Origin of the sequence: Corynebacterium sp. KPL2825 (assembly GCF_037908445.1) — a bacterium.
GTDB lineage: Bacteria > Actinomycetota > Actinomycetes > Mycobacteriales > Mycobacteriaceae > Corynebacterium > Corynebacterium kefirresidentii.
Window position 1 is genome coordinate 122,450 of sequence record NZ_JBBMGI010000004.1, and the last position, 21,548, is coordinate 143,997.

The 21,548-nt window shown below is 61.6% G+C and carries 18 protein-coding genes, 3 tRNA genes and 1 other RNA gene; 3 read left to right on the forward strand and 19 right to left on the reverse strand.

Annotated features, from left to right (window positions below; translation table 11 throughout):
- Positions 1-30: 30 nt before the first annotated feature.
- The 4 genes from WMQ00_RS04555 to ffs form a co-directional block, all read right to left on the reverse strand.
- A complete protein-coding gene (locus WMQ00_RS04555) occupies positions 31-2,322 on the reverse strand; it encodes a DNA polymerase III subunit gamma and tau (protein ID WP_200288375.1) in 2,292 nt (763 codons plus the stop codon).
- Between the two features lie 18 nt (positions 2,323-2,340).
- On the reverse strand, positions 2,341-2,922 hold the full coding sequence (locus WMQ00_RS04560) for a hypothetical protein (protein WP_239207830.1): 582 nt from the start codon (positions 2,920-2,922) through the stop codon (positions 2,341-2,343).
- A complete protein-coding gene (locus WMQ00_RS04565; protein ID WP_023020383.1) occupies positions 2,885-4,156 on the reverse strand; it encodes an aminotransferase class I/II-fold pyridoxal phosphate-dependent enzyme in 1,272 nt (423 codons plus the stop codon). Before WMQ00_RS04565 ends, WMQ00_RS04560 begins: the two co-directional genes overlap by 38 nt.
- 60 nt (positions 4,157-4,216) lie before the next feature.
- Positions 4,217-4,315, reverse strand: an RNA gene (ffs, locus tag WMQ00_RS04570) — signal recognition particle sRNA small type.
- A 179-nt stretch (positions 4,316-4,494) separates the two neighbouring features.
- Between ffs and WMQ00_RS04575 the strand changes: the two genes are divergently transcribed.
- Positions 4,495-4,583, forward strand: a tRNA-Ser gene (locus WMQ00_RS04575).
- 90 nt (positions 4,584-4,673) lie between these two features.
- Here WMQ00_RS04575 and WMQ00_RS04580 read toward each other — a convergent pair.
- The 3 genes from WMQ00_RS04580 to gluQRS are packed head-to-tail and all read right to left on the reverse strand — an operon-like array spanning position 4,674 to position 7,505.
- On the reverse strand, positions 4,674-5,009 hold the full coding sequence (locus WMQ00_RS04580; RefSeq protein WP_023020382.1) for a hypothetical protein: 336 nt from the start codon (positions 5,007-5,009) through the stop codon (positions 4,674-4,676).
- 10 nt (positions 5,010-5,019) lie between these two features.
- Positions 5,020-6,600, reverse strand: coding sequence for a cation:proton antiporter (locus tag WMQ00_RS04585; protein ID WP_023020381.1), 1,581 nt, complete (start codon positions 6,598-6,600; stop codon positions 5,020-5,022).
- Positions 6,601-6,611: 11 nt separating this feature from the next.
- Entirely contained in the window at positions 6,612-7,505 is an 894-nt protein-coding gene (gluQRS, locus tag WMQ00_RS04590; RefSeq protein WP_023020380.1) for a tRNA glutamyl-Q(34) synthetase GluQRS, read from the reverse strand.
- A 33-nt stretch (positions 7,506-7,538) separates the two neighbouring features.
- On the opposite strand from gluQRS, the gene WMQ00_RS04595 reads away from it, so the two are divergent.
- A complete protein-coding gene (locus WMQ00_RS04595) occupies positions 7,539-8,213 on the forward strand; it encodes a queuosine precursor transporter (protein WP_369707467.1) in 675 nt (224 codons plus the stop codon).
- On the opposite strand, the gene tgt is transcribed toward WMQ00_RS04595, so the two are convergent.
- The 7 genes from tgt to WMQ00_RS04630 all read right to left on the reverse strand — a co-directional run bounded on the left by tgt (position 8,198) and on the right by WMQ00_RS04630 (position 15,192).
- The gene (gene tgt, locus WMQ00_RS04600; RefSeq protein ID WP_023020378.1) at positions 8,198-9,442 is read right to left on the reverse strand and encodes a tRNA guanosine(34) transglycosylase Tgt; all 1,245 of its coding nucleotides are present in this window, start codon (positions 9,440-9,442) and stop codon (positions 8,198-8,200) included. The two genes, WMQ00_RS04595 and tgt, sit on opposite strands and share 16 nt — an antisense overlap.
- Before the next feature lie 2 nt (positions 9,443-9,444).
- The gene (locus tag WMQ00_RS04605; protein ID WP_034660249.1) at positions 9,445-12,006 is read right to left on the reverse strand and encodes an MMPL family transporter; all 2,562 of its coding nucleotides are present in this window, start codon (positions 12,004-12,006) and stop codon (positions 9,445-9,447) included.
- Between the two features lie 571 nt (positions 12,007-12,577).
- Positions 12,578-13,123 (reverse strand): hypothetical protein, encoded by a 546-nt coding sequence (locus tag WMQ00_RS04610; protein ID WP_023020376.1) that lies wholly within the window; start codon positions 13,121-13,123, stop codon positions 12,578-12,580.
- Between the two features lie 702 nt (positions 13,124-13,825).
- A tRNA-Ser gene (locus WMQ00_RS04615) sits at positions 13,826-13,913 on the reverse strand.
- Positions 13,914-14,003: 90 nt separating this feature from the next.
- Positions 14,004-14,204, reverse strand: coding sequence for a CsbD family protein (locus WMQ00_RS04620; protein WP_005323174.1), 201 nt, complete (start codon positions 14,202-14,204; stop codon positions 14,004-14,006).
- A gap of 51 nt (positions 14,205-14,255) precedes the next feature.
- The gene (locus WMQ00_RS04625; RefSeq protein WP_200289076.1) at positions 14,256-14,687 is read right to left on the reverse strand and encodes a nucleoside deaminase; all 432 of its coding nucleotides are present in this window, start codon (positions 14,685-14,687) and stop codon (positions 14,256-14,258) included.
- Positions 14,688-14,712: 25 nt separating this feature from the next.
- Positions 14,713-15,192, reverse strand: a complete 480-nt coding sequence (locus tag WMQ00_RS04630) for a tRNA adenosine deaminase-associated protein (RefSeq protein WP_023020373.1) — start codon at positions 15,190-15,192, stop codon at positions 14,713-14,715.
- Positions 15,193-15,231: 39 nt separating this feature from the next.
- Between WMQ00_RS04630 and WMQ00_RS04635 the strand changes: the two genes are divergently transcribed.
- Positions 15,232-16,260, forward strand: a complete 1,029-nt coding sequence (locus WMQ00_RS04635; protein ID WP_340440713.1) for a prephenate dehydrogenase — start codon at positions 15,232-15,234, stop codon at positions 16,258-16,260.
- Here WMQ00_RS04635 and WMQ00_RS04640 read toward each other — a convergent pair.
- From WMQ00_RS04640 to WMQ00_RS04660, 5 genes are all read right to left on the reverse strand, one after another.
- Positions 16,257-17,297, reverse strand: a complete 1,041-nt coding sequence (locus WMQ00_RS04640) for a trypsin-like serine protease (protein ID WP_248099273.1) — start codon at positions 17,295-17,297, stop codon at positions 16,257-16,259. The two genes, WMQ00_RS04635 and WMQ00_RS04640, sit on opposite strands and share 4 nt — an antisense overlap.
- A gap of 2 nt (positions 17,298-17,299) precedes the next feature.
- On the reverse strand, positions 17,300-18,223 hold the full coding sequence (locus WMQ00_RS04645) for a DUF418 domain-containing protein (RefSeq protein ID WP_340440714.1): 924 nt from the start codon (positions 18,221-18,223) through the stop codon (positions 17,300-17,302).
- Positions 18,224-18,644: 421 nt separating this feature from the next.
- Positions 18,645-18,717: transfer RNA gene (locus WMQ00_RS04650), tRNA-Arg, on the reverse strand.
- Between the two features lie 120 nt (positions 18,718-18,837).
- Entirely contained in the window at positions 18,838-19,911 is a 1,074-nt protein-coding gene (locus WMQ00_RS04655; RefSeq protein WP_023020369.1) for a GTP-binding protein, read from the reverse strand.
- Positions 19,912-19,952: 41 nt separating this feature from the next.
- A complete protein-coding gene (locus tag WMQ00_RS04660; RefSeq protein WP_200288385.1) occupies positions 19,953-21,527 on the reverse strand; it encodes an SLC13 family permease in 1,575 nt (524 codons plus the stop codon).
- Positions 21,528-21,548: the final 21 nt, after the last annotated feature.

Genomic DNA, 21,548 nt, shown 5'->3' on the forward strand with positions numbered 1-21,548 from the left:
GCTACCGCCCGAGTGTACCGTGCTCGCCGCCTAGGCACGCCGCGCGCCTAGTTCCCGCTCCAACAATTCCATAGCTACCTCGGTAGCGCTGCGATGATCCATTTCACCGGTGGACTGCGCGGCCTCCATCATGTCGCGTTCTTCGTCATCGCGGGTATAGGCCGGCGGTTCCTCGGGCGGTACCTCATCGGGCTCCGGCTCGGGTTCGGGCGGCAGCGGCACGCCGTTGCTGAACTGCGATTCATCGCGCTGCTTGGCGGCCTGCGTCGCCCGTGCGATGCGCGAGCGCCAGCCCGGCGTGTTTTCCTGCTTACTCTCCGCCTCCTGGTCGTCGGCAGGCTCGCGCGCGGGCTGATTCGGTGTCCACGCCTCCTTGCGCTGCGCCGGCCGTGGGGCATTGAAACCGGCGGTCTTCGGGTCAGTGCCTACCACGCAGGTCACGGCCACATCGCGCTGGAACTCCTCCTTGAGTACCTCCACGATAACGGCGTTATTGGCGGGCGCATTGATTCGCTCGGCAAGGGCACCGGTGGTGTGTCCCAGCGTTAGCGTGCCATCGCGGAAGCCAAGCACGCGGGCTTCGGCAAGCATAATTTCCGCTACCTTATTCCGCTTTCCGACGCTCCCCCTCAACGCCACCCATTTCTCCCTCACGGCTTCCGCAAAGTCGCCTTCCGGCTCTTGCGTTGCCTGCGGTTGCGCCGTTTCCGACACTCTTTCCGACGCCGTCTCCGCAGCGGGCTGGCCCCCAGATCGCGCCGTTGCTTCCTGGGCGGATTCCTCCGCGCGGGCCGGTACGGGTTTCTCCAATGGCTCGCGCTGCTCCTGCCGCTCCTGCTGGGCCGGCGCCGACTGCGGTATGCGCCGTTCGCGCTGCCACGGATCCTGGGACTCTTGCGGCTCCGGCTCCGGCTCCGGCTCCGACTGCGGCTCTACCTGCGGCTGCTGTTGTTGCTGCGGGGTTTGCTGCTCGGCGGACGATTGCGCGGTCTTAGCCGGGGGCTGGGTTTGCGTTTGCGGCTGAGGGGCGGGCTCAGAGCCAGCGGAGTGCTGCTCCTGGGACTTGGCGCGACGGCGCGCGATAATGGCGGCCGCAGCGGACTGGGGGTCTTGGGCACCTGCGACAGCTGAGGTTGCCGCGGCGGCACCGCCCGGGGTCGCTGAGCCGGCAGGCACGGGCGTTCCGGGCGCGGCCGCGGGGACGGTGGCGCCGGTGGCCGCGGGGCCGGTGGACCCGATAAGCAGGTGCGCGCACATGATTTCCAGCAGCAGGCGCGGCGACGTCGCGCCGGTGAGATCGCTGATGCGGTCGTTGACCGTGGAAGCCAAGTAGGTCAGCTGCGGGCCGGAAAAACGCTGCGCCTGGGCGGTAAGCACAGAAGCGCGGTCGGTGGGCGCGGAGACGAGGCCGGCCTCGATAGCGCCGGGCACAGCCTGCAGGATCATCAGATCGCGCAGGCGGTCGAGCAAATCGATAGCGAAGCGACGCGGGTCGTGGCCGGCCTCGATGACATGGTCCACCATCGCGAAGAGGCCGGGTTTGTCTTGGTTGGCGAGGGTGTCGATGGCGTCGTCAAGCAGCGAAACATCGGTGACACCCAAAAGCGGCCGGGCGAGGTCATAGGTCAGGCCATCGGGCCCGGCACCGGCCAGCAGCTGGTCCAGCAAGGACAACGTATCGCGCGGGGAACCACCGCCCGCCTCAATGACCATGGGGTATACGGCGTCCTCGACATGCACGCCCTCGGCCGCGACGGTGCGCTGCAGCAAGCCCTTCATGGCCGGCGGGGTCAGCAAGCGGAAGGGATAGTGGTGGGTACGCGAGCGAATGGTGCCGATAATTTTCTCCGGCTCCGTGGTCGCGAAGATGAAAATGACGTGCTCCGGCGGCTCCTCCACTACCTTGAGCAGCGCGTTAGCGCCGGAGGGCGAAATCATATGCGCCTCGTCGATGATGAAGATGCGGTAGCGCGATTCGGCCGGCGCGTAGTAGGCGCGATCGCGCAGCTCCCGCATGTCTTCCACGCCATTATGCGAGGCGGCGTCAAGCTCCGTCACGTCCAAGTTTCCGGGGCCGCCGGGGGCCAGGGAGACGCAGGAATCGCACTTGCCACACGGCGTCGAGGTCGGCCCGTGCTCGCAGTTGAGCGAACGGGCCATAATTCGCGCCGAGGAGGTCTTGCCGCAGCCGCGCGGGCCGGAAAAGAGATAGGCGTGGTTGATGCGCCCCGCATCGAGGGCGGCGGATAGCGGCGTGGTGACCTGCTCTTGGCCCACGACCTCCGCAAACGTTGCTGGACGGTATTTCCGGTATAAAGCCACGGTTAGCCAGTTTACCGGCTAACCCTCGCGCGACCAGTCCAGCAGGTCAATGCCCTGCTCGGCCACTGCCCCCTGCAGCTTGCCGACGCCCTCTTCTACCCCAAACGCATATTCCGAATCTGTCAGCATGACCAGCTGCAGGATGAGGGTCAGGCGGCCCTCTTCGCGAAACTGCGGGGTCTGCCCGCCCCACAGGTACGGCGCGATGAAGAGTCCGTGGTGCACGGTAATTCCCGGCGCGTCGAGGATGGACGGCAGCATCACGCCCGGCTGCGCCGGAAGCAGACCGTCGGCCTTCTCGAAAGTATCGGCCGCGGCGTTTACGGCGGCAGCCACCTCGGGCTGCCCGGTACGCGCCACCGTCAACAGCTCGCAGCGCACATCGGTGCCGTCGTCCTGGCTCTGCAGGCCGGTGTCGGTGTTATTGAAGGTGGTGGTGAGGGCGAGCGATTGGGCGTCGGCAAGCGCGGCGAGGCCTAGCCGGCGCTCATCGACGTAGCGGAACTCCAGCGGCGCCGGGATAATCTCGCTCAGCCACAGGGCAGACTCGTCGGCGTTGATTTTAGGCCCCCAGCTTCTCCACGGCGGCAAGCAGCACACAGGTAGCGACGCCGTCCATCGCGGCCTCAACCTCTTCCTGCGGCGGCAGGGTTGGGGCGAGGCGGATATTGCGGTCATTGTCGTCCTGGCCATAAGGGAAGGCCGAGCCCGCCTGGGTAAGCAGGATGCCGGCGTCGCGCGCAAGCTCCCAGACGCGGTTGGCGGTGCCGTCGACAACGTCGAGGGAGATGAAGTAGCCACCCTTCGGGTTGGTCCACTGCGCCACCTCGTACTCGCCCAGGCGCTTTTCCAGGATGCGCAGCACCGCATCGAACTTCGGCTTAATCAGCGCGGCGTGGCGGCGCATTACCGCGCGCACCCCTTCTGCGGAGCCGAAGAACTCGTGGTGCGCGAGCTGGTTGATCTTATTCGGGCCGATGCCGCGAATGCCGGCATGCTCTAGGTACCACTCGAGGTTATCCTCCGAGGTGCCGAAGAAACCCACTCCCGCGCCCGCGAAGGTGATCTTCGAGGTGGAAGACATGGCCCAGAAGCGGTTCGGGTTGCCTTCTTCCGCGGCGATATCCAGAATCGGCAGGATTTCCGGGAATTCTTCCGTCAAGGTATGCACGGCGTAGGCGTTATCCCACACGATGCGGAAATCCGGTGCGCCGGCCTGCATGCGGGCGAGGCGGCGGGCCTTGTCCTCAGAAATCACGGCGCCGGTGGGGTTGGCGAACATCGGCACCACCCACATGCCCTTGACTGTCGGGTCCGCCACCAGCTTTTCGACGGCCTCTACATCCGGCCCGTCTTCTTCCATCGGCACCGTCACCAGCTCGAAGCCAAATTGCTCCGTGATGGCAAAGTGGCGGTCATAGCCCGGCACTGGGCAGATCCACTTGAGTTTTTCTTCCTTGCTCCACGGCTGCGCGGAATCATTGGTGCCGAAGAGGAACGCCCACGAAATCAGGTCAAACATGATGTTCAGGGAGGAAGAATCTGCGGCCACGAGCAGCTCGGGGTCCATGTTGGTCAGCTTGCCCCAGATGTCGCGCAGTTCCTTGATGCCCTTTTGGTTGCCGTAGTTACGCAGGTCGTTTCCGGCCGCGTCGGTGTAATGGCCCAGGCCTGGCAGGGCGAGGAGATCGTTGGAGAGGTCTAGCTGCGCCTTCGCTGGCTTGCCGCGGGTCAAATCCAGTTTCAGGCCCTTAGCTTTAAGGTCCTCGTAGTCCTTACGGACCTGAGCGGCGAGCTCAGTTAGTTCGGACGATTCCAAAGTAAGAAGCGACATGCGTATGTCTACCTTCCATGTATAGGGCGACTTTTAGCCCCCAATAGTAACGCACGCCATACAAAAAGGGGACCCCGCGCACCCGTCAGAGCCTCCTGACCCTTGCTGCATTCCTGCCCTGGGGGAGTTCAGAGGATGGACGCCACGCGGAATCCTGCCCCATACTTTAACGCCCGAGCGCCGGTTTAGCCAAATGGGACTCCGGCCGCGCAGCCCTCCGCCGCTCGCGGGTACCGCTCTCGATACCTAGCCACCACACAACGGTTAAAATTCCCCGAAAACACGACCTGACCTGGCGATTGGTAAAATAATTGCCACGGCTGCTAATGTTTCTTCTCGGAGGATTCGACTAGCGGCCTATGTCACACGCCTGGAACGCGTGCGGGGTTCACGCCCCTCGTGGGTTCAAATCCCACATCCTCCGCCACAGGTAATCCCGGCTCCTGCTGCATAGCAACGGAGCCGGGATTTTTGTTATACCTGCGCTCGGCCGCGCTAGCCGACGCCGCGCTAGCCGCTAATCGATGACCGGCGGTTCGTAGCCGTCTTCTTTTAGCCACGCAATATGCGGCGGGGTGTTCATGCCCCACTCAGTGCGCGCCCAGAGGAAGGCCTGGGCGACCTCGGCCTCGGGATAGCCTCCGTCGCGCAGGTACTGCCGGAAGCCGTTCGGGCCTGAGTCTTTGATCCACAGCCAGACGTAGTCGTCGAGGGAGTCGTCGGCAAGCAAGCCTTCCATCCCTTCTGGAACGTATTCACGCTCGGTGCGCACGCGGTCCGCTAGGTCCTGGTCAAGGAAGTCGTAGAGGTAATCCAGCGCGTCCTCAAGCTGCGCATAGTCGAAGGCATTCATGCCGCCCAGCCTAGTGGCGCTTGGTGCCTAGGACCATGCGGTCGATTTCTTCCAGCACCTCGTCCACGATGGCCGGGTTATAGGCGCGGTAGCCGCGCATGCGCAGCAGCTCCTCCTGTGCCGCCGTCAGAGCGGTCCGGCGGGCCTCCAGAGCTACGTGGCGGAACTGCCAGGCGCGTTGCTTGCGGGAGTCTTCGGAAACATCCTCGCCATCACCAATCCGGTCTTCCAGCCATTGGATAACGTTGGCGGAAATTTCCGGATCCACCTTTTCGGCGTCGGGCGCGATATGCCCATCCGGCCGGAAGTTCGACAGTGCCTCGATGCTGGCCGCACGCGCACGGCCAACCACGGCAGCGCGCATCTTATCGCTGGCAATCTGGGAGGCTTCCGTGAGGTCGAGTCGCTCCATCAACCACGGCAAGAGCAGGCCGGGCACCACCATCGTGGCCAGCAAGACCGTCAACGCGATGACGGCGAGCTCATGGTGGAAACTAAACACGCCCGCCGGGATGGACAAAACCAGCGCCAAAGTGACAAGTCCACGCATGCCGGACCACGTCATCAGCAGTACCTCTTGCAGGCGCAGCGGCGCAACCCGTGGGCGGCCGCGGGAGACGTTGATGCGGTAATAGGCATACATCCACACCAAACGGACAACAAAGGCCACGAGGGACAAGATGACGCCCACGACCACCGAATGCCACAGGTCCGAGCCCACTTCGCCGATGGCGGTATTGACCGTCAGGCCAATGAGTCCGAAGGCCACGCCAGTAAAGAGCAGTTCGATGGTCTCCCAGAAGGACTGACCGGATAGGCGGTCCTCGGCCTGGATATCGGCCCGGGAATTAAGTTCTACGGCCGCGATGACCACGGCGATAACGCCGGAGGCACCGAGTTCCTCCGCGATGAGGTAGACGGCAAACGGCGTCACCCAGGTCAGCGCGTTGCGCGCGGTGACGTCGTGGACGTGGGTGATAAACAGTGCCACCAGCCGGCCGACGATCCACCCCAGGCCGCCCGCGACGAATGCAGAGTAGAAGAAGTTCAGCACGCCGCCGCCAAAGGAGAGCTCATCGCCTTGGGTTACGGCCGTCAAGGCAAGATTGAAGGCGACGATAGAGGCGGCATCGTTAAACAGGCCTTCGGTCTGCAAGGTGGTGATGATGCGCCGCGGGATGCCGGCGGGCTCGGCCACGGCGTCAACGGCGACGGGGTCCGGCGGGGCGATGGCTGCACCGATGAGGATGGCCGCAGCCAGGCTGATACCGGGCAGGAAGGCATAGGCCGTGAAGCCAACGGCCAACGTGGTGGCGACCACCAAAAGCACGGATAGGCTCAAGATAGTCACCCATTGTTCACGGATAACGCCCCACGAGGTGCGCCGGGCCAGCGCCCACAGCAGCGGCGGCAGGAAAATCGGCAGGATGAGCTCGGTGGGCGGCTCAAACCTGGGTAGCCCCGGCACGAAGACGGCGCAGGCAGTAATGATCGTCAGCAACGCCGGCCACGGCAGCCCAATCTTGTCACCGATGGCGACGACGAACACGGTCAGCAGCATGAGCCCAATGAGCACCAGAAGAACGTCCATGGGCCCAGATTTTACCCGCGCCAGATATAGGGATCAGGGCTTAAGCGGTCGGGCGCGAATTGCGCGAGCAGCTCTGCGGCGCTGCCGGCTTCATACCCCAGCGAGGCCGCCAGCTGCTTGACGACGTCCCCCACGTCCCCCATTTCCCGCATGGTCACCGCACCATCGCGCTTGGCTAGGCGTTCACCGGATTCATTGAGCACGAGCGGGACGTGGATATATTCCGGCGGCTCGATACCGAGCAATGAGGCGAGGTAGGCCTGGCGCGGCGCCGAGGAGAGCAAGTCATCGCCGCGGACTACCTGGTCGATGCCCTGGAAGGCATCGTCGACGACGACGGCCAAGTTATACGCCCAACCGGTGTCCTGGCCGCCGCGGCGCAGGATGAAGTCATCGACGTCGCCGGTATAGGTGCCGTGGAGGGCGTCGTGGATGGTGAAAGTGGGGACGTCGGCAAGCAGGCGAAGGGCGGGCTGGCGATTCTGGGCCGCCAGCTCGGCGCGCTTGGCCGCGCGCTGGTCTTCGGTGAGGTTGCGGCAGGTGCCCGGGTACTGGCCGGGGATGGCGTGCGGGGCCCGGGAGGCCTCGCGAATGTCCTTACGCGAGCAATAGCATTCGTAGGTGGGCAGCTGGGCCAAGGCTTGCTCATAGGCAGCGTCGCGATCGTGCTGGTAGATGACCTCGCCGTCCCAGTCCAGTCCGAGCGCGCGCAGGTCCGCCAGCTGGCGCTCGGCCGATTCCTGGGAGGAGCGCTGCTTATCGATGTCCTCCACGCGCACCACAAAGCGCCGCCCCGTCGAGCGGGCAAAAAGCCACGCCAGAAGCGCCGTGCGGAGGTTGCCGAAGTGCAGATCCCCCGAGGGGCTCGGCGCGTAGCGGCCGGCGCCGGTGGTCGCAGAATTCATGCCCACAGTCTACGGGCTGGCACAATGGCGGGCATGGAAAAAACGAACGGCGCTGAAGTGCGCTTCATTCCCGTCCGCTCTACTCTCTACCCTTGGCTGGTCACCGTGTTTGTGGTGACCTTCCTGATTTCCAATATCAACGCCACCAAGGGCGTCCAGCTCGGCCCGCTGGTGACCGACGGTGCCTTCTTTCTATTCCCGCTGGCCTATATCGTCGGCGACGTGCTCTCCGAGTGCTATGGCTTTAAATCCACGCGCCGCGCGGTCTATATCGGCTTCGCGATGGCCATCTTGGCGGCCGTGTGCTTCTATATCGCCATTTGGCTGCCGGCGGCCGATTTCTATGAGGGCCAGGAGGCCTTCGCGGCCACGCTTGGCCTGATGCCGCAGATTCTGGCCGCCTCGCTAGCCGGCTATCTCGTGGGCCAGCTACTCAATGCCTGGACGCTGACTGCGATGAAGAAGCGCTCGGGCGAAAAGGGGCTTTTCGCGCGCCTTATCGCCTCTACCGTGGTGGGCGAATTCGGCGATACGCTGCTGTTTTGCGCCATCGCCGCGCCGGTAATCGGCGTGGATACGGTGGGTGGTTTCATCAACTACGTCATCGTGGGGTTCGTGTGGAAGACCCTGATGGAGGCCGTCATGCTGCCGGTGACGGCCATGGTTATCTCGTGGGTTAAAAAGCGCGAGGACTACTTGCCGGCGTAGTAGCGGCCGAGGAATTCATCGCGGTAGGCCTCGTAGTAGCCGCCGTCGATGGCGGCGCGGATATTATCCACCAGGCGAATCATGAACTCCACGTTGTGGATGGTGCACAGCGTGCCTGCGAGGAATTCCTTCGCCTTGAGCAAGTGGTGCAGGTAGGCGCGGGAGTAATTCTCAGATACGTAGCCGCCGAATTCCTCGTCGACCCCAGCGAAATCGCGCTTAAAGCGCGCATTGGTGAGGTTCATGCGGCCGTCGAGGGTGTAAACGCCGCCGCGACGCGCCAAGCGGGTCGGCGCCACGCAGTCGAAGGTATCGGCACCGGCCTCGACGGCGGTGAAAATATCGTCCGGCTCGGAGATGCCGAGCAGGTGGCGCGGCTTGTCCTCGGGTAGCTCATCGCAGACCCAGCCAACGATGGTGCCCAGGTTTTCCTTCTCTAGCGCACCGCCGATGCCAAAACCGCCAAAGCCGCGCTTGCCTTCCTCGCGGGCGGCGTAGTCGAGGTCGAGCAGGCCACGGGTGGCCTGGCGGCGCAGGTCCTCATACTGCGCGCCCTGAACGACGCCCCACAAGGACTGCTTCGGCCGATGGGTGCGCTCGCGAGTGAGGCGATCGTGCTCATCCAGGCAGCGCTTAGCCCAGCGGTGCGTGCGCGCGACGGATTCTTCCTGGTAGGTGCGCGTATCAACGAGCGTGGTCAGCTCATCGAAGGCGAACATGATGTCTGCGCCCAGCCCGTGCTGAATCTGCATGGACTTCTCGGGGGTGAAGCGGTGCTTGGAGCCGTCGATAACGGATTTGAAATCCACGCCGTCCTCGTCCACCTGCGCCATGCGCTCCTTCTTTGCCGCGCGGATGTCCTTATCGCTAAGTTCCGCGATATCCATCGCGAGGACCTTCTTGAAACCTACGCCCAGCGACATCACCTGGAAGCCGCCGGAGTCGGTGTAGGTCGGGCCGTGCCAGTTTTCAAACTCGGCCACTCCGCCGGCCTCGTCCACGATGTCGTGGCCTGGCTGCAGGTAAAGGTGGTACGCATTCGACAAAATGGCTTGCGCGCCGGTGGAGCGAATCTGCTCCGGAGTCAGGGTCTTTACCGTGGCTTTAGTGGCCACCGGGATGAAGGCCGGGGTCTGAATATCGCCGTGTGGGGTGTGGATGACACCGCTGCGGCCGTGCTTGCCGGGACCTTCGGGCAGGCGCTTGCCGATGTCGAAGCTCAAGTCCATTTCTATTCTTCTTCCTTGTCTGCAGGGATAGGGGCTGGGGTGGCGTGTTTAGCTTCCCATTCTTCTTCCAGGGCGGTGCCTTCGATGTCCAGGGTGGGCAGAATCTTGGCCAGCCACTTTGGCATCCACCACGTCGCGCGGCCCATAAGGAACATGGTGGCGGGGACGAGGGTCATGCGGATAAAGAAGGCGTCGAAAAGCACGCCGGCGGCCAAGGCAAAGCCGAAGATCTGGATAAATGGCAGCGGCTGGTTAATAAACGCCACGAAGACCGAAATCATAATGATGGCTGCGGCCGTTACCACGCGGGCGCCTTGGGTAAAGCCGGTGATGGTGGCCTCGTCGACGGCGCTATAACGCCCGCCGGTGCCCTCCGGGTGGCGAGAAATGTGCTCGCGCATGCGGGTGACCAGGAAGACCTGGTAGTCCATCGCGAGGCCAAAGGTCACGCCGATGAGGAAGATGGGCATGAAGGAAATCAGCGGGCCCGGCGCGGGCACCAGGTTCCACAGGCCTTCCTGCCAGACCAGGACGGTCAGGCCGAAGGCGCCGCCGACGGACAACAGGAAGCCCAAGCCCGCAACCAGCGGCACCAAGATGGAGCGGAAGACCAACAGCAGCAGCACAATGGCCAGACCCACGACGATGGCCAGGTACGGCACCATGGCTTCCTCGAGGCGCTCGGTGATATCGAGCTGCACGGCCGTTAGGCCAGTCAGGCCAATGTCGGTACCGGTGGCGTCCTCGATCTCGCCGGTGGCCGAGCGCAGCGCGTGCGCGACGTTCACCGTTGCAGCGTCCGTGGGCGCGGTTTCAGGGGTAACCATGATCTGTGCGGCGCGCTTGTCCTGGCTCAGGCCGACAATCTGCGCGTGCTTCACCCCGCCCAAGCCCTTGAGCTGATCCGCGGTGTAGAGGAAGGACGCAAGCGCGGCCTTGTCCTCTGGGGAGGCAGCGTCGGCCGCATCTGCGGAGGTGTCTACCACCTCAGCGGCCGGGGCGATCTCCGGCTCGGCTGCGGGCTGGTCCCCCTGCGGCTGCTCAGGCATCTCCTCTTCGGGGGCAGCATTCTCGGCCGCATCCTGCTCGGGAGCGGGGGCTGGTTCGGGTTGGGACTGGGCGTCGACAAGCGGGGCCAAGGCGCCGGATTCCGCGTTGACCGTGTGGGCATCGACCACGGCGAGGAAAGGACCGTTGACGCCGGGGCCAAAGCCCTCGGACATGATGTCGGCGGCCTTGCGCTGGGTGGTATCGGGGTTCGACGTGGTATCGGCCGGAAGGGCAAGCTCCATCTGGAGTACCGGCGCGGTCATAGCCCCCAAGGAGAGCACGACCAGCGCCATAGCCAGGCCGGGCACCTTCTGGACTAAACGCACCCACCGGTTGCCCATGGTGGGCCCGCGGCGGCGCTTGCCCTTGCGGGTCGGGTTGCCGGCCACGCCGGGGATTCGGCCATGGAAGGCCTTATCGCCCAGCAAGCCCAGCATCGCAGGGATGAGCGTGAGCGAGACCAAGACGGCGATCGCGACGGTGCCGGCGGCGGCCAAGCCCATGGCTGTGAGGAAGCCAATGCGCGCAATGATGAGCGCGAAGAGCGCGGTAAAGACCGTCGCGCCGGCAAAGACCACGGAGGAGCCGGCCGTACCCACCGCCATGCCTGCGGCATCGGGCCCATCCATGCGGCGGCGCTCGGCGCGGTAGCGCGAAAGAATAAACAGCGCATAGTCGATGCCCACAGCCAGGCCGATCATGATGGCCAGAACCGGGGTCATATTATTGAGCTCAATCCAGTGGGTGGCAATAAACATGCCCAGCGCGCCGAGTCCCACGCCAATGACGGCGGAAACCAATGGCATCCCCGAGGCCACCAGCGAGCCGAAGGTAAAAATGAGCACGAGGAAAGCGACGCCCAGCCCGATGATCTCGGAGGTGGAGTTGACCGCGATCTCATCGCCAAAGCCGGCGCCATTGCCTTCGACGGTAAGGCCGCGGTCGCGGGCGATATTCATCGCCTCCGTGACGGTGTCTTTATCTGCTTGCTCCACGCTATAAGGCGACTCGGCGTCAAAATTGAAGGTGGTATACGCAATGGTCTCGTCATCGTTGACCATGGCGAGGTTATCCGCATCAGCGCGGGCAGATGCTTCCGGCAGCCCCATATCCGTGAATTGGTGGATGACCTGATCTTGCAGACGGGGCGAGACCTCAAGCGGGTTGCCAAAGCGCGTGGTATCGCCCATCTTCAGGTTGTCTTCGAGGTAGGAGATGGTGGCGTCGATGGCCTCGCGGTTTGCTGGATCAGAAAGCTTCTGGCCATCTGGGGCCTTGAAGACCACGTTGACCGAGGGTGAATTGGCAGGGTTGCCGCCCTCTGGGAAGAGGTCCATGGTCTTATAGGTGGCGTCGATAGACGGGGTTCCCTTGATGGAGAACTCGCTCGTCATCGGTTTCATCAGCAAAGCGGCGGCACCGCCAACGGCGGCGAGCAGCAGCAGCCATGCCACGATGACCTTCCACTTATGGAGGAAAGACCAGCGCCCAAGACGATAAAGCAATGTAGCCACGGGTAGATGTACCTTCGCATTCACGTGGGGGACGGGGTGAACTTCGCCCTAGTGTAGTGGCCGCACCCTATAATCCCCTATCGCGAAGCCACCTGCGTCCCAGTTTTCACAGCTGGCGGCCAGCCAGTCCCCCTCCCCCGGATCCCGGATCGATCGGGCGAAAGAAATCCCGGCCTGCGCAAACAGACCGGGATCTCGGTGCGGTGGCGGCGGTGTCCGAAGTCGCGACATTGTTAACAAATGAATAGCGCCAACGGGCCTGACCCCCGGAAAGTAAACACGTCGGGGGTCAGGCCCGGTCGCTGTTAACGAGCTCATCAACACGCTGCGTTCGCATCGTTCGCTGCTGTTGGATCGCCGGATTGCGGTTCTCGAGCACGTGTACGGACGCGAGCTCAACACCAACGACTTGTGATCGCCCATTTCGCTTGACGAGTTACAAGAGGCGCTCGAGCACAAGATCGGGTTCCCGCAGTGGAACCATGTGTTCGACGTTAGGTGAGGCAACAATTTCGTACGCTCTCGTTGGCCGTCCTCCATGGAGCGGGACGTGGGCCTGGAGAAATGCGGCCTAGAAGTACTCGTTCATGTAGTCGCGAGAACCCAGGCCGATCGCGTCAAAGCACTCTGCCATCCTGACTTCTTCTTCAAAGTACTCAAGTTCGTCACCTTCGGCGCCCCCAGCTCGCGCTTCCTCGAGTTCCTCGCGAGCATCGGCAAGCGCGTACGGTTGCCATACGGTAAGCCCCAGTTTCTCGAAAGCATAAGCCTCTGGAGCTCGATCATCGTCAAGCCGAGCCCCGTCGTTGAGCCCCTTCAACAGCTCGGCGCACTCGATCGCGTTCATGTGGGAGAGGTTATGGCCTTCCCATTCCACCGTGACACCGTCTTTTTCAGGGTTGGTGGCAGTCTCAATGAATTCGACACCGTTGTCACCGAAATGAACCTGAATATTTGATTGGGAGTAGTACAAGGTGCTTTCGCTCCGGTGGTTCTCCGGTTCCCCGAGAACCGCTACCACCTGCTCAGGACTGTCACCGAAACGAATCATGCCTTCGCCATACGGTGAAGCGAACTGAGCACCTTCATGCGAGATCAACGTTATTGCAGAAGTCATCAGTACCTCCAAGAATTGCCAACTAGGCTCCACGAGCCTGAACTAATTGGTTTGCTAAGAATAAAGGCGAGTTGGGTGAAGCGCAACACATAGTTTTTGACCGCAAACAGCCGGCAAGCCAACACGTGCGGATGCACCTTCACCAGCTCCGAGTACAGAAACGCGTCGCCCGGGTCATACATGTCCACCAGCGTCGAGTACGACTTGGACATGCTTTACGCCGCCCCCGCCACCACCGTGCCCGCTGTCTGAGTTCATGACATATTTGACAGTCTGTGCCTGGGGGATTCGTCGTGATGCTTGACAGATCAGCCGCGACATATTTGGCGCTTAGGGATACCTTACCGTGTCGGGTGATGTTTGACTGGTGAGTCGGGACATGTTTGACACTACGAATAGTCCCAACCGCAATATGGCCATCGTCAAAGCTGTACGCCATCAATACTGCAGCCCGGTGGCGTCGATACAAAGCGAGGCCACGCAGCACCTAAGGCACCTTTTAGAGTCTGAGAGGGGTGGGCTCCGGCCGCCAATCGTAAGTGCTCGTTGCGGCGACTTGGCGCTGCTGCTCGGAACGATGAGTCCTTGAAAGGTTCGTCTGATCGAAGAAACCGGCACCCCAGAACAAAAAGCAACTGAGATGCCGGTTTGTCAACGATGTCGCGACTCATCTGTCAAACATGTCGCGACTCATGGCAAGTGCGGTGGCGGCGGGATTTGAACCCGCGGTTGGGGGTTACCCAACAATCGCTTTCGAGGCGATCACCTTCGGCCGCTCGGACACGCCACCGCGTTCCAGATTACGGGAGTGCGCCCGAGCGACAAAATCGCTGCGCCAGCGGGGTGCCAGCGCAGCGATATGCAGAAATACGGATGAGGATTAGTCGTCCTTCAGGCCGCCGATAACCTCGTTAGCCTTGTCCTTGATACCCTCGGCAGCGTCGGACAGCTTGTCCTTAGCCTCGGAGGTGACCTGGTCGGCCTTGCCCTCGTTAGCTACGTCCTTGTTATCGGTAGCTTCGCCGTAGGCTTCCTTTGCCTTGCCTACGAGGCCATCCTTCTTGTTTTCCAAATCGCCCATAATCACTCCTTTGAGTAGACGGATAATGTATGAGCACCAGTGTACGCACTTTCAGCGCAGGTCGCCGAAGAAGTTTCTGAGCAACATCGCGCATTCCTCTTCCAGAACGCCGCCGCGAACCTGCGGGGCAAAGGGGGCGGTGGGGGCACGCAGGACATCGATAAGCGAGCCGCACGCGCCGGTCTTGGGTTCAAAAGCGCCGAAGACTACGGAAGAAACGCGCGCAGCCTGCAAAGCACCGGCGCACATGGCGCAGGGCTCTAGGGTGACGACAAGTTCGCAGCCGGAAAGGCGCCAGCCGTCTCCATAGACGCGCACTGCTTGGCGGATGGCCTCTACCTCGGCGTGGGCAGTGGGATCGGCGCGTTGCTCGCGGCGGTTTACTCCGGTGGCGAGTTCGGCTCCGGTGGCGTCAAAAAGCACCGCACCCACCGGTACATCGCCTGCCGGGGTGCACTTGGCGACGTCCAGGGCGCGGCGCATGCGGGCCTCTGCGCGCTGGAGGGGCTCAGGCGTTATCAATGACGTCTTCCAGTTCATCGCCGAAGCCGAGCTCGCCGGCGATGCGCAGCAACATATCAGAAGGCCAGTCTTCGTCATTGTCGATGATGTAGCCCACCTGATCCTCGGATAGGCCGAGATCGGCGAAGATATCGAAATCGCCCTCGCCATAAGGGTCGGCCTCTTCAGGGTCCACATCCGGGATTTCATGGTCGTTGATATCCATGAAATCGGCCGCAAAGTCATCATCAACGCCATAGGTGGCATCCGAAATGAGCATCTTCACCCCGCCCGGCACGGGGCGCACGGCGATGAAATAGGCATCCTCCACGCACAGCAGCGCGAACGCAGCGCCCTCAGAGCGCAGGCTGCGCACCGCATTGATGGAGGTCTGCGGATCCTCGAAGTCATCGTTGAAGCTGCGCACCAGCCACTGGCCCGCAGTGCGGGCGACGGTTACCGCGAAGGAGTAATTTTCGTTGCTCATACCTCGTGAGATTAGTCGTGTTGTGCCACAATTGTCACCGTGAGTTCTCAAGATGTTCAACGCCCTATCTGCATTATTGGCCTCGGCCTCATCGGCGGCTCTCTGCTGCGCGATCTAGCCGGATATAAACACCCCGTTTTTGGATATAACCACTCCACTTCTGGCGCCCGCACTGCAGTAAAGCAGGGCTTTGACGTCACCGATGATCTTCCCGCTATTTTGACCCGCGCGGAAGCGGAAAACGCGCTCATTGTGATTGCTGTTCCCATGACCGCAGTGGGCGAGGTCCTCGATGCCATCCAGGAGCACGCGCCTAGCTGCGGCATTACAGATGTGGTTTCCGTAAAGACCGCGGTGCGCCAGCAGGTCCTCGAACGCGGCATGGAATCGCGCTACGTGGGCGGGCACCCGATGGCGGGCACCTCCAAATCCGGTTGGGATAACTCCCAGCGGGATCTCTTCCGCCGTGCGGCGTGGGGCATCACTTATGACTATGCCGCCGAGTGCGAGGCGCGTGGGGAAAAGATTCCTAAGCAGTGGATTGAGACCTTTACCGAGGTTGTACGCATGACGCAGATGGTGCACGCGGAGGCGGTTCCTATCCGCGTGGCTAACCACGATGCAGCGGTGGCGCGCATTTCCCACCTGCCGCATGTCTTCGCCGAAATTCTCGCTGTAGTGGGCGATAACGGCGGAATCTTGGCGCAGTCCCTGTCTGCCGGTTCTTTCAAGGACGCGACGCGCGTGGCCGGTACGCAGCCGGAGCTAGTGCAGCAGATGTGCGAAACCAATGCCCCGGCGTTGGTGGAGGCTTTGGACGAGGCCTTGGATCTGCTTCGCGACGCCCGCGAGAAGCTCGACTCCCCCGAGCCTTCCATCGCCGAGCTTTCCGACGCCGGTTATCGCGCCCGCACCCGTATCGATGCCCGTTCTGGCGCGCGCAAGGAATCGGTCTCCCCGGTCAAGATTTCTTCCCGCCCGGTGCTGCGCCTACACCCAGGCGGCCCGAATTGGGTGGCGCAGCTGCGCCAGTCCGAGTCCCTGGGTGGGCGCATCGAGATTTTCTAGCGCTTGCGACCCCGTAGGCCGGGAATGCGGGATACTACCGCGGCGGCAATAAGACCTAGCACTGCTATTTCGGCATAAAGCCAAGCGTGGTCGGCGCTGGTCTGCGGGGTTTTCGGCGGTTCGGGAGTGGTTTCCGCGGTGAGAATCGCTTCCTTATCGCGTCCGCTTACCACTCCCTCGATCCAGTCCTTGGTGCCGGCCAGCGTGGTAATAGCCGCGCTAGGTGAAGGCAGGTCTGGGTCCCCGTTCGCGGTGCCCGCCGTGGCGAGTCCGGCGAGTTTACCGTCGACAAAGAAGGGGCCGCCGGAGTCACCGCCTTGCATACCGGCTCGGCCGGTGGAGTGAACATCAAGGATGGCGCTTTCGATAAGCGGCATCGGGCCATCGGGCGCCCCGCTCGGCATCGCCCCACCCGGCATCGCCTCGCCGGCTGGCACGCTTTCTGTACCCTCCGGTGCTTTAAGCCCCGGCATAGCCTCGGCCGCGGGAACGCTTTCTCCGCCATCGGTATCCTCACCGGTGCTCGCGGCAGCGTCCGCGCCGGCAGGTCCGGCGGGGCTACCGCCGAGGAGCTCGGCCACCTCCATTTCCGCTTGGGGCAGCTGACCGCGGCGCGCCATAGAAGAACTACTGCTCCAGCCGTAGAGTGTGCCGCGTTTGCCCGGTTCCGGAACTTGGGTGGAAATCTCTGCGGGCTTTGTATCGGTGACAGGGGCGGTGAGGTGGAGAAGGGCGGCGTCGGAAAGCGGGGACAGTGCCCAGGAATCAGTGTCGTAGGTGGTTCCGTTAATGCGGGCCTGGGTGCCCGTGTTATTCACAGACTCGAGGCAGTGACGTGCGGTGAGCACCCATTGGACGGCCACGAGAGTACCGGTACAATCACCGAAACTACCCACGCGTCCTATCTTGAGTTGAGCGACGGTGCGGGCCTCCGGGGAGTCCGTTGCTGGATCACCGTGTTCGAGCGCAGTGGCCGGGGCGGCAGTCAGTGCAACGATGCTGGCGGCGAGCAAGGCGGGGAAAATTTTGTGCTGCATGATTAGTCCTTCTTTCCGGCAGGAACGGCGATGGCAATAGCTTTGGCGACGGCCCATTCGGCCGGCCCCTTCCCTATCAGGCGGCGCCACAGGGTTGCGATAACGAGGAAGAGGGCAATGAAGGCACAGGCCCAGGCGGTGTTGTGCAGGGCGATGTGGCTTTGCCAGTAGTAGGCGGTGAGCACGTGCAAGATGTAGATGCTCAGCGACATCGCACCCAGCGCAGCAAAGGGATAGACCAGCTTGGGCGCAGCTCGACCAGCAAGCAGGCAGAGGTGTAGGACGACTGCAGCGACGGCAATGGACAGCATGATCTCACCCACGACGCCGGTGTGGCCGGTAAAACGTAGCCAGCCAGGAATGTCCGTAGTAAAGCGGAAGTAAAAACCGATAGCGGCAACGATGCCGGCTATCGCAGTGGAAACCCACTGCGCAGCTGCGCGTTGCTTGCGAATATAGATTTCATAGAGCAGCATGCCGGCGAGGAAATATGCGATATAGGCCAGCAGTGGGTAGACCTGCGGTAGGGTCAGCGGAGCGTATTTCACGGTCGCGGCTACGGTGGCGGCAGCGAATAGGATTAGCTTCCAGGCCCAGTGCAACGGGGGAACCCAGCACAGCAACATCATGGTGATGCCAATTACTACTAGGACGACCTGAATCTCACCTCCAAGGGGCAGTAGAGCGAGGCCGATGAGTGTAATTATGCAGCTGCGGGCGAGGATGCGCAGAAGCGTCGTCACCGTGAAATTGCGGGCAATAATCATCAATGTGATGCCCGCCAAAATGGCAAAAAGCGCAGCGGGCAGGCCGTTGAGAATGACTTTGGTATGCCACACGAGGGAGGCCATGTGCAGGACTACCATGCCAATAATGGCAAGTGAACGGGCTATATCAAGCCCAACGATGCGCGAAGATGCGGACACCGAGCGTTCTCCTTCAAGACAGAGGGGAGCGCGTTGCCGCAGTCCCCTTATTAATAAAGACTTTCTTTTTCTACTAAACCTGTTTGGAAGGTTGCTGTGAACGTTTTATACGTGTCCTGCATTTTATAAAGGGGTTACTTAAGACTTTTTACTGCAGCGAAAATCCGCCTAATCGCGGAAGTTATCATCGCGATATTTGCGCGACCGAGAGGGATCAGCAGCAAGCTTGAGAAGCGGGGCGCATATTAGACTAAGCACAACTCCGCCCAGAAGGAGCCACAAGCTCCCAGAACCGAGCCATAGTGCGAGGCCAAGAACAATGCCAGCAATGAGCCCCGGCAGCAATGAGGAAGACTTCATAGATGGGCACCTGTGAAATAGATTAGATACAAGAAAAGCCGCCCGAAGGCGGCTCATTTTGTGCGCCCGGAGGGATTCGAACCCCCAACCTTCTGATCCGTAGTCAGATGCTCTATCCGTTGAGCTACGGGCGCAGACCGTTGGTAAGCAGTGCGTGTGCTCTGCTATGCAACGAGAAATAACTATACCCACGGTCTGGGAAACTACCAAATCCCCAGTTCACTTAGTGTTTACCCACGAGAAGCAGGAAGGCTTTAGGAAGGAATGAGGGCGGCAACTTCGGCGTCGGAAAGCAGGGCGTCCCGGAAAGCTTGCAGGGTGGCCTCGTGGTCGAAGTCAATGCCGATGAGAACAATTTCAGCACCAGGGGTCACGCCATTGGCCGCCCAGAGGGACGCGGGCATGATCTGGAGGTTCGGGCCGGCTTGCTGCCAGGCGTGCGCGACGCGCAGATCGGTATCGATCCAGCAATAACCCTTGGAACGCACCAGACCGGTACTGGCCCGCAGGGCGGCAAGTAAGCGCTCGCGATTAAAGGGCCGATCCGCACGAAAGACCACCGAGGAGATGCCATATTCCTCGGTCTCGGGAGTATGTGGGTTGGCCAGTTCTTCGGCGTAGCCGTGATAGGCGGCAGCGGTAGCTGTGTCATACAAGTGGGCATCGAGGACGAGTCGCGGGTCGATGACACCGTTGGTAACAATCACGACGCGGGCACGGGGGTTCATGGCGCGCACGGTAGCGATGACCCGTTCGGTTTCGGCAGCATCAACCAAATCAGTCTTGGTGATGAGGATAAGGTCAGCAAACTCAACTTGGTCCACTAGGAGGTCAGCCACGGTGCGGTCGTCGTCAGGCGTGGCTTCGATGTTCTGGGATGCGAGACTCTTGCCGCGGCGTAAGTGCGTCAGGAAGGTCGAGGCGTCAACGAGGGAAACCATGGTGTCGATAGACGCGGCTTCGGCAAGCGTCGTGCCATCCTCAAACTCCCACTCAAAGGTGGCCGCAACGGGCATGGGTTCGGAAATGCCAGTGGATTCGATGACAATCTGATCGAAGCAGCCGGAGCGGGCGAGTTTGCCCACGGATTCGATGAGATCCTCGCGCAAGGTGCAGCAGATGCAGCCATTGGATAGCTCGACAAAGCGATCCTCGCCGCGCTCAAGGTGGCCCTCGCCGGCAACGAGGGCGGCGTCAATATTGACCTCGGAGAAGTCATTGACAATGACGGCCAGCTTGCGCCCCTCGCGGTTAGCAAGCAGGTGGTTTAAAAGCGTGGTTTTTCCGCTGCCTAAAAATCCGGACAGCACGGTAACGGGTGTAGCCATTCCCTAATGATAACGTTTTTCATTAGGGAATGGCTACGTCCCTAGATGGAGAGGCCGAAGATAGGCACTGCCAGCAGATACACTGTAAGGGTAATGAGGAAGATGCCGATGATATTGAGTCCGAGACCGCCCTTGATCATCTCGCCAATCTTGACGTAGCCAGAGCCATAGGCAATGGCGTTCGGCGGGGTAGCCACGGGGAGCATAAATGCACAGGTTGCCGCGAGCGCCACCGGAATGGTGAGCAGAAGGACGTTGATATCTCCCTCCGCGGTCAGGCCAACACCCACGGCAACGCCGCCCATAATTGGAATGAAGGTGGCAGCCGTTGCGGTATTAGAGGTGATCTCAGTCAGGAAGAGCACTAGTGCGGCTACGGCGGCGACGATAAGGACAACTGGGAGGACGCTCAGCCCCTTGGCCATCTCACCAATCCACAGGGACAGTCCGGAAGAATTAAAGACCGAGGACAGCGATAGGCCACCACCGAAGAGCAAGAGAACGTCCCACGGCATCTCATTGGCAGTCTTCCAGTCGAGCAGTCGAGTGCGACGCTGATTATCCGCCGGGAGAATAAAGAGCACGATGCCGGCAGCGATACCCACGATGGCATCGTCATAGTTCTCAAATTCCTTAAGCACCAGCGGCAGGATTACCCACGCTGCGGCGGCCAGAACAAAGATGATGCCGGTCATAATCTGAGGGCGGGTCCAAGGGCCGAGGGCCTTAATTTCATCGTCGATAAGCTCGCGGCCGCCCGGAATATCCTTCATCTCTGGCTTGAAAATGGTGATAAGTAGTGCCCAAGCAATCAGCAAGAAGATCACGGCGAGCGGCACACCGACCGCCATCCATCGACCAAAGCCAAGGGTAACGCCCCAGGTATCGGCCATATACGCGTTCAGGAAGGCATTCGGCGGGGTGCCAATGAGCGTACCCAGCGAACCAATGGACGCGGAATAGGCAATGCCCAGCATGAGGGCCGTGGCAAATTTCTTTTGCTTCTCCCAGCCACCTACGGTCTCTGCGGTCAGCGCGAGCACCGAGGTACCAATAGGCAACATGACCACGGCCGTAGCCGTATTAGAAACCCACATGGACAAAAATCCGGTGGCCAGCATAAAGCCCAAGATAAGGCGCTTGGGAGAGGTACCAATCACCTTCACCACATAAAGGGCCAAGCGGCGGTGCAGGTTCCAGCGCTGCAGGGACAGCGCGATGAGGAAGCCACCCATGAACAAGAAAATGGTGGCGGAGGCATACGGGGCGCCTACTTCCTTGATTGATCCGACGCCAGCTAGAGGGAAAATAACCAACGGAAGCAGCGCGGTGGCAGCGAGCGGAATAGCTTCAGTCATCCACCACACGCCCATAAGGATCGTCACCGCTGCAACAGCGCGGATGGCACCAAGCGTGTACTCGGCTTCCGGATCTGCGCCAGAGGAGCCTTGGACTGTCTCAATGGCATTGGAGGGGAAAATAAAGAAGACAAGTACCGCCAATGCCAAGCCCGCGAAGAGGCCAATAAACTGCCGGCGCCATTCGCCGCGTGGGACTTTAGGGGCTTCGTCACCTTCGGTGTGGGCGGTGGATTCGTGAGTATGCGGGGTGGTCATACCGCGCGCTCCTTCACTAAG

Excerpts from the sequence above, each read along its gene's own strand:
- WMQ00_RS04565 (WP_023020383.1), bottom strand. The coding sequence starts at position 4,156 with ATGTCGCTTCTTACTTTGGAATCGTCCGAACTAACTGAGCTCGCCGCT.
- WMQ00_RS04580 (WP_023020382.1), bottom strand. The coding sequence starts at position 5,009 with ATGAATGCCTTCGACTATGCGCAGCTTGAGGACGCGCTGGATTACCTC.
- WMQ00_RS04585 (WP_023020381.1), bottom strand. The coding sequence starts at position 6,600 with ATGGACGTTCTTCTGGTGCTCATTGGGCTCATGCTGCTGACCGTGTTC.
- gluQRS (WP_023020380.1), bottom strand. The coding sequence starts at position 7,505 with ATGAATTCTGCGACCACCGGCGCCGGCCGCTACGCGCCGAGCCCCTCG.
- WMQ00_RS04595 (WP_369707467.1), top strand. The coding sequence starts at position 7,539 with ATGGAAAAAACGAACGGCGCTGAAGTGCGCTTCATTCCCGTCCGCTCT.
- tgt (WP_023020378.1), bottom strand. The coding sequence starts at position 9,442 with ATGGACTTGAGCTTCGACATCGGCAAGCGCCTGCCCGAAGGTCCCGGC.
- WMQ00_RS04610 (WP_023020376.1), bottom strand. The coding sequence starts at position 13,123 with ATGACTTCTGCAATAACGTTGATCTCGCATGAAGGTGCTCAGTTCGCT.
- WMQ00_RS04620 (WP_005323174.1), bottom strand. The coding sequence starts at position 14,204 with ATGGGCGATTTGGAAAACAAGAAGGATGGCCTCGTAGGCAAGGCAAAG.
- WMQ00_RS04625 (WP_200289076.1), bottom strand. The coding sequence starts at position 14,687 with ATGCGCCGCGCCCTGGACGTCGCCAAGTGCACCCCGGCAGGCGATGTA.
- WMQ00_RS04630 (WP_023020373.1), bottom strand. The coding sequence starts at position 15,192 with ATGAGCAACGAAAATTACTCCTTCGCGGTAACCGTCGCCCGCACTGCG.
- WMQ00_RS04640 (WP_248099273.1), bottom strand. The coding sequence starts at position 17,297 with ATGCAGCACAAAATTTTCCCCGCCTTGCTCGCCGCCAGCATCGTTGCA.
- WMQ00_RS04655 (WP_023020369.1), bottom strand. The coding sequence starts at position 19,911 with ATGGCTACACCCGTTACCGTGCTGTCCGGATTTTTAGGCAGCGGAAAA.
- WMQ00_RS04660 (WP_200288385.1), bottom strand. The coding sequence starts at position 21,527 with ATGACCACCCCGCATACTCACGAATCCACCGCCCACACCGAAGGTGAC.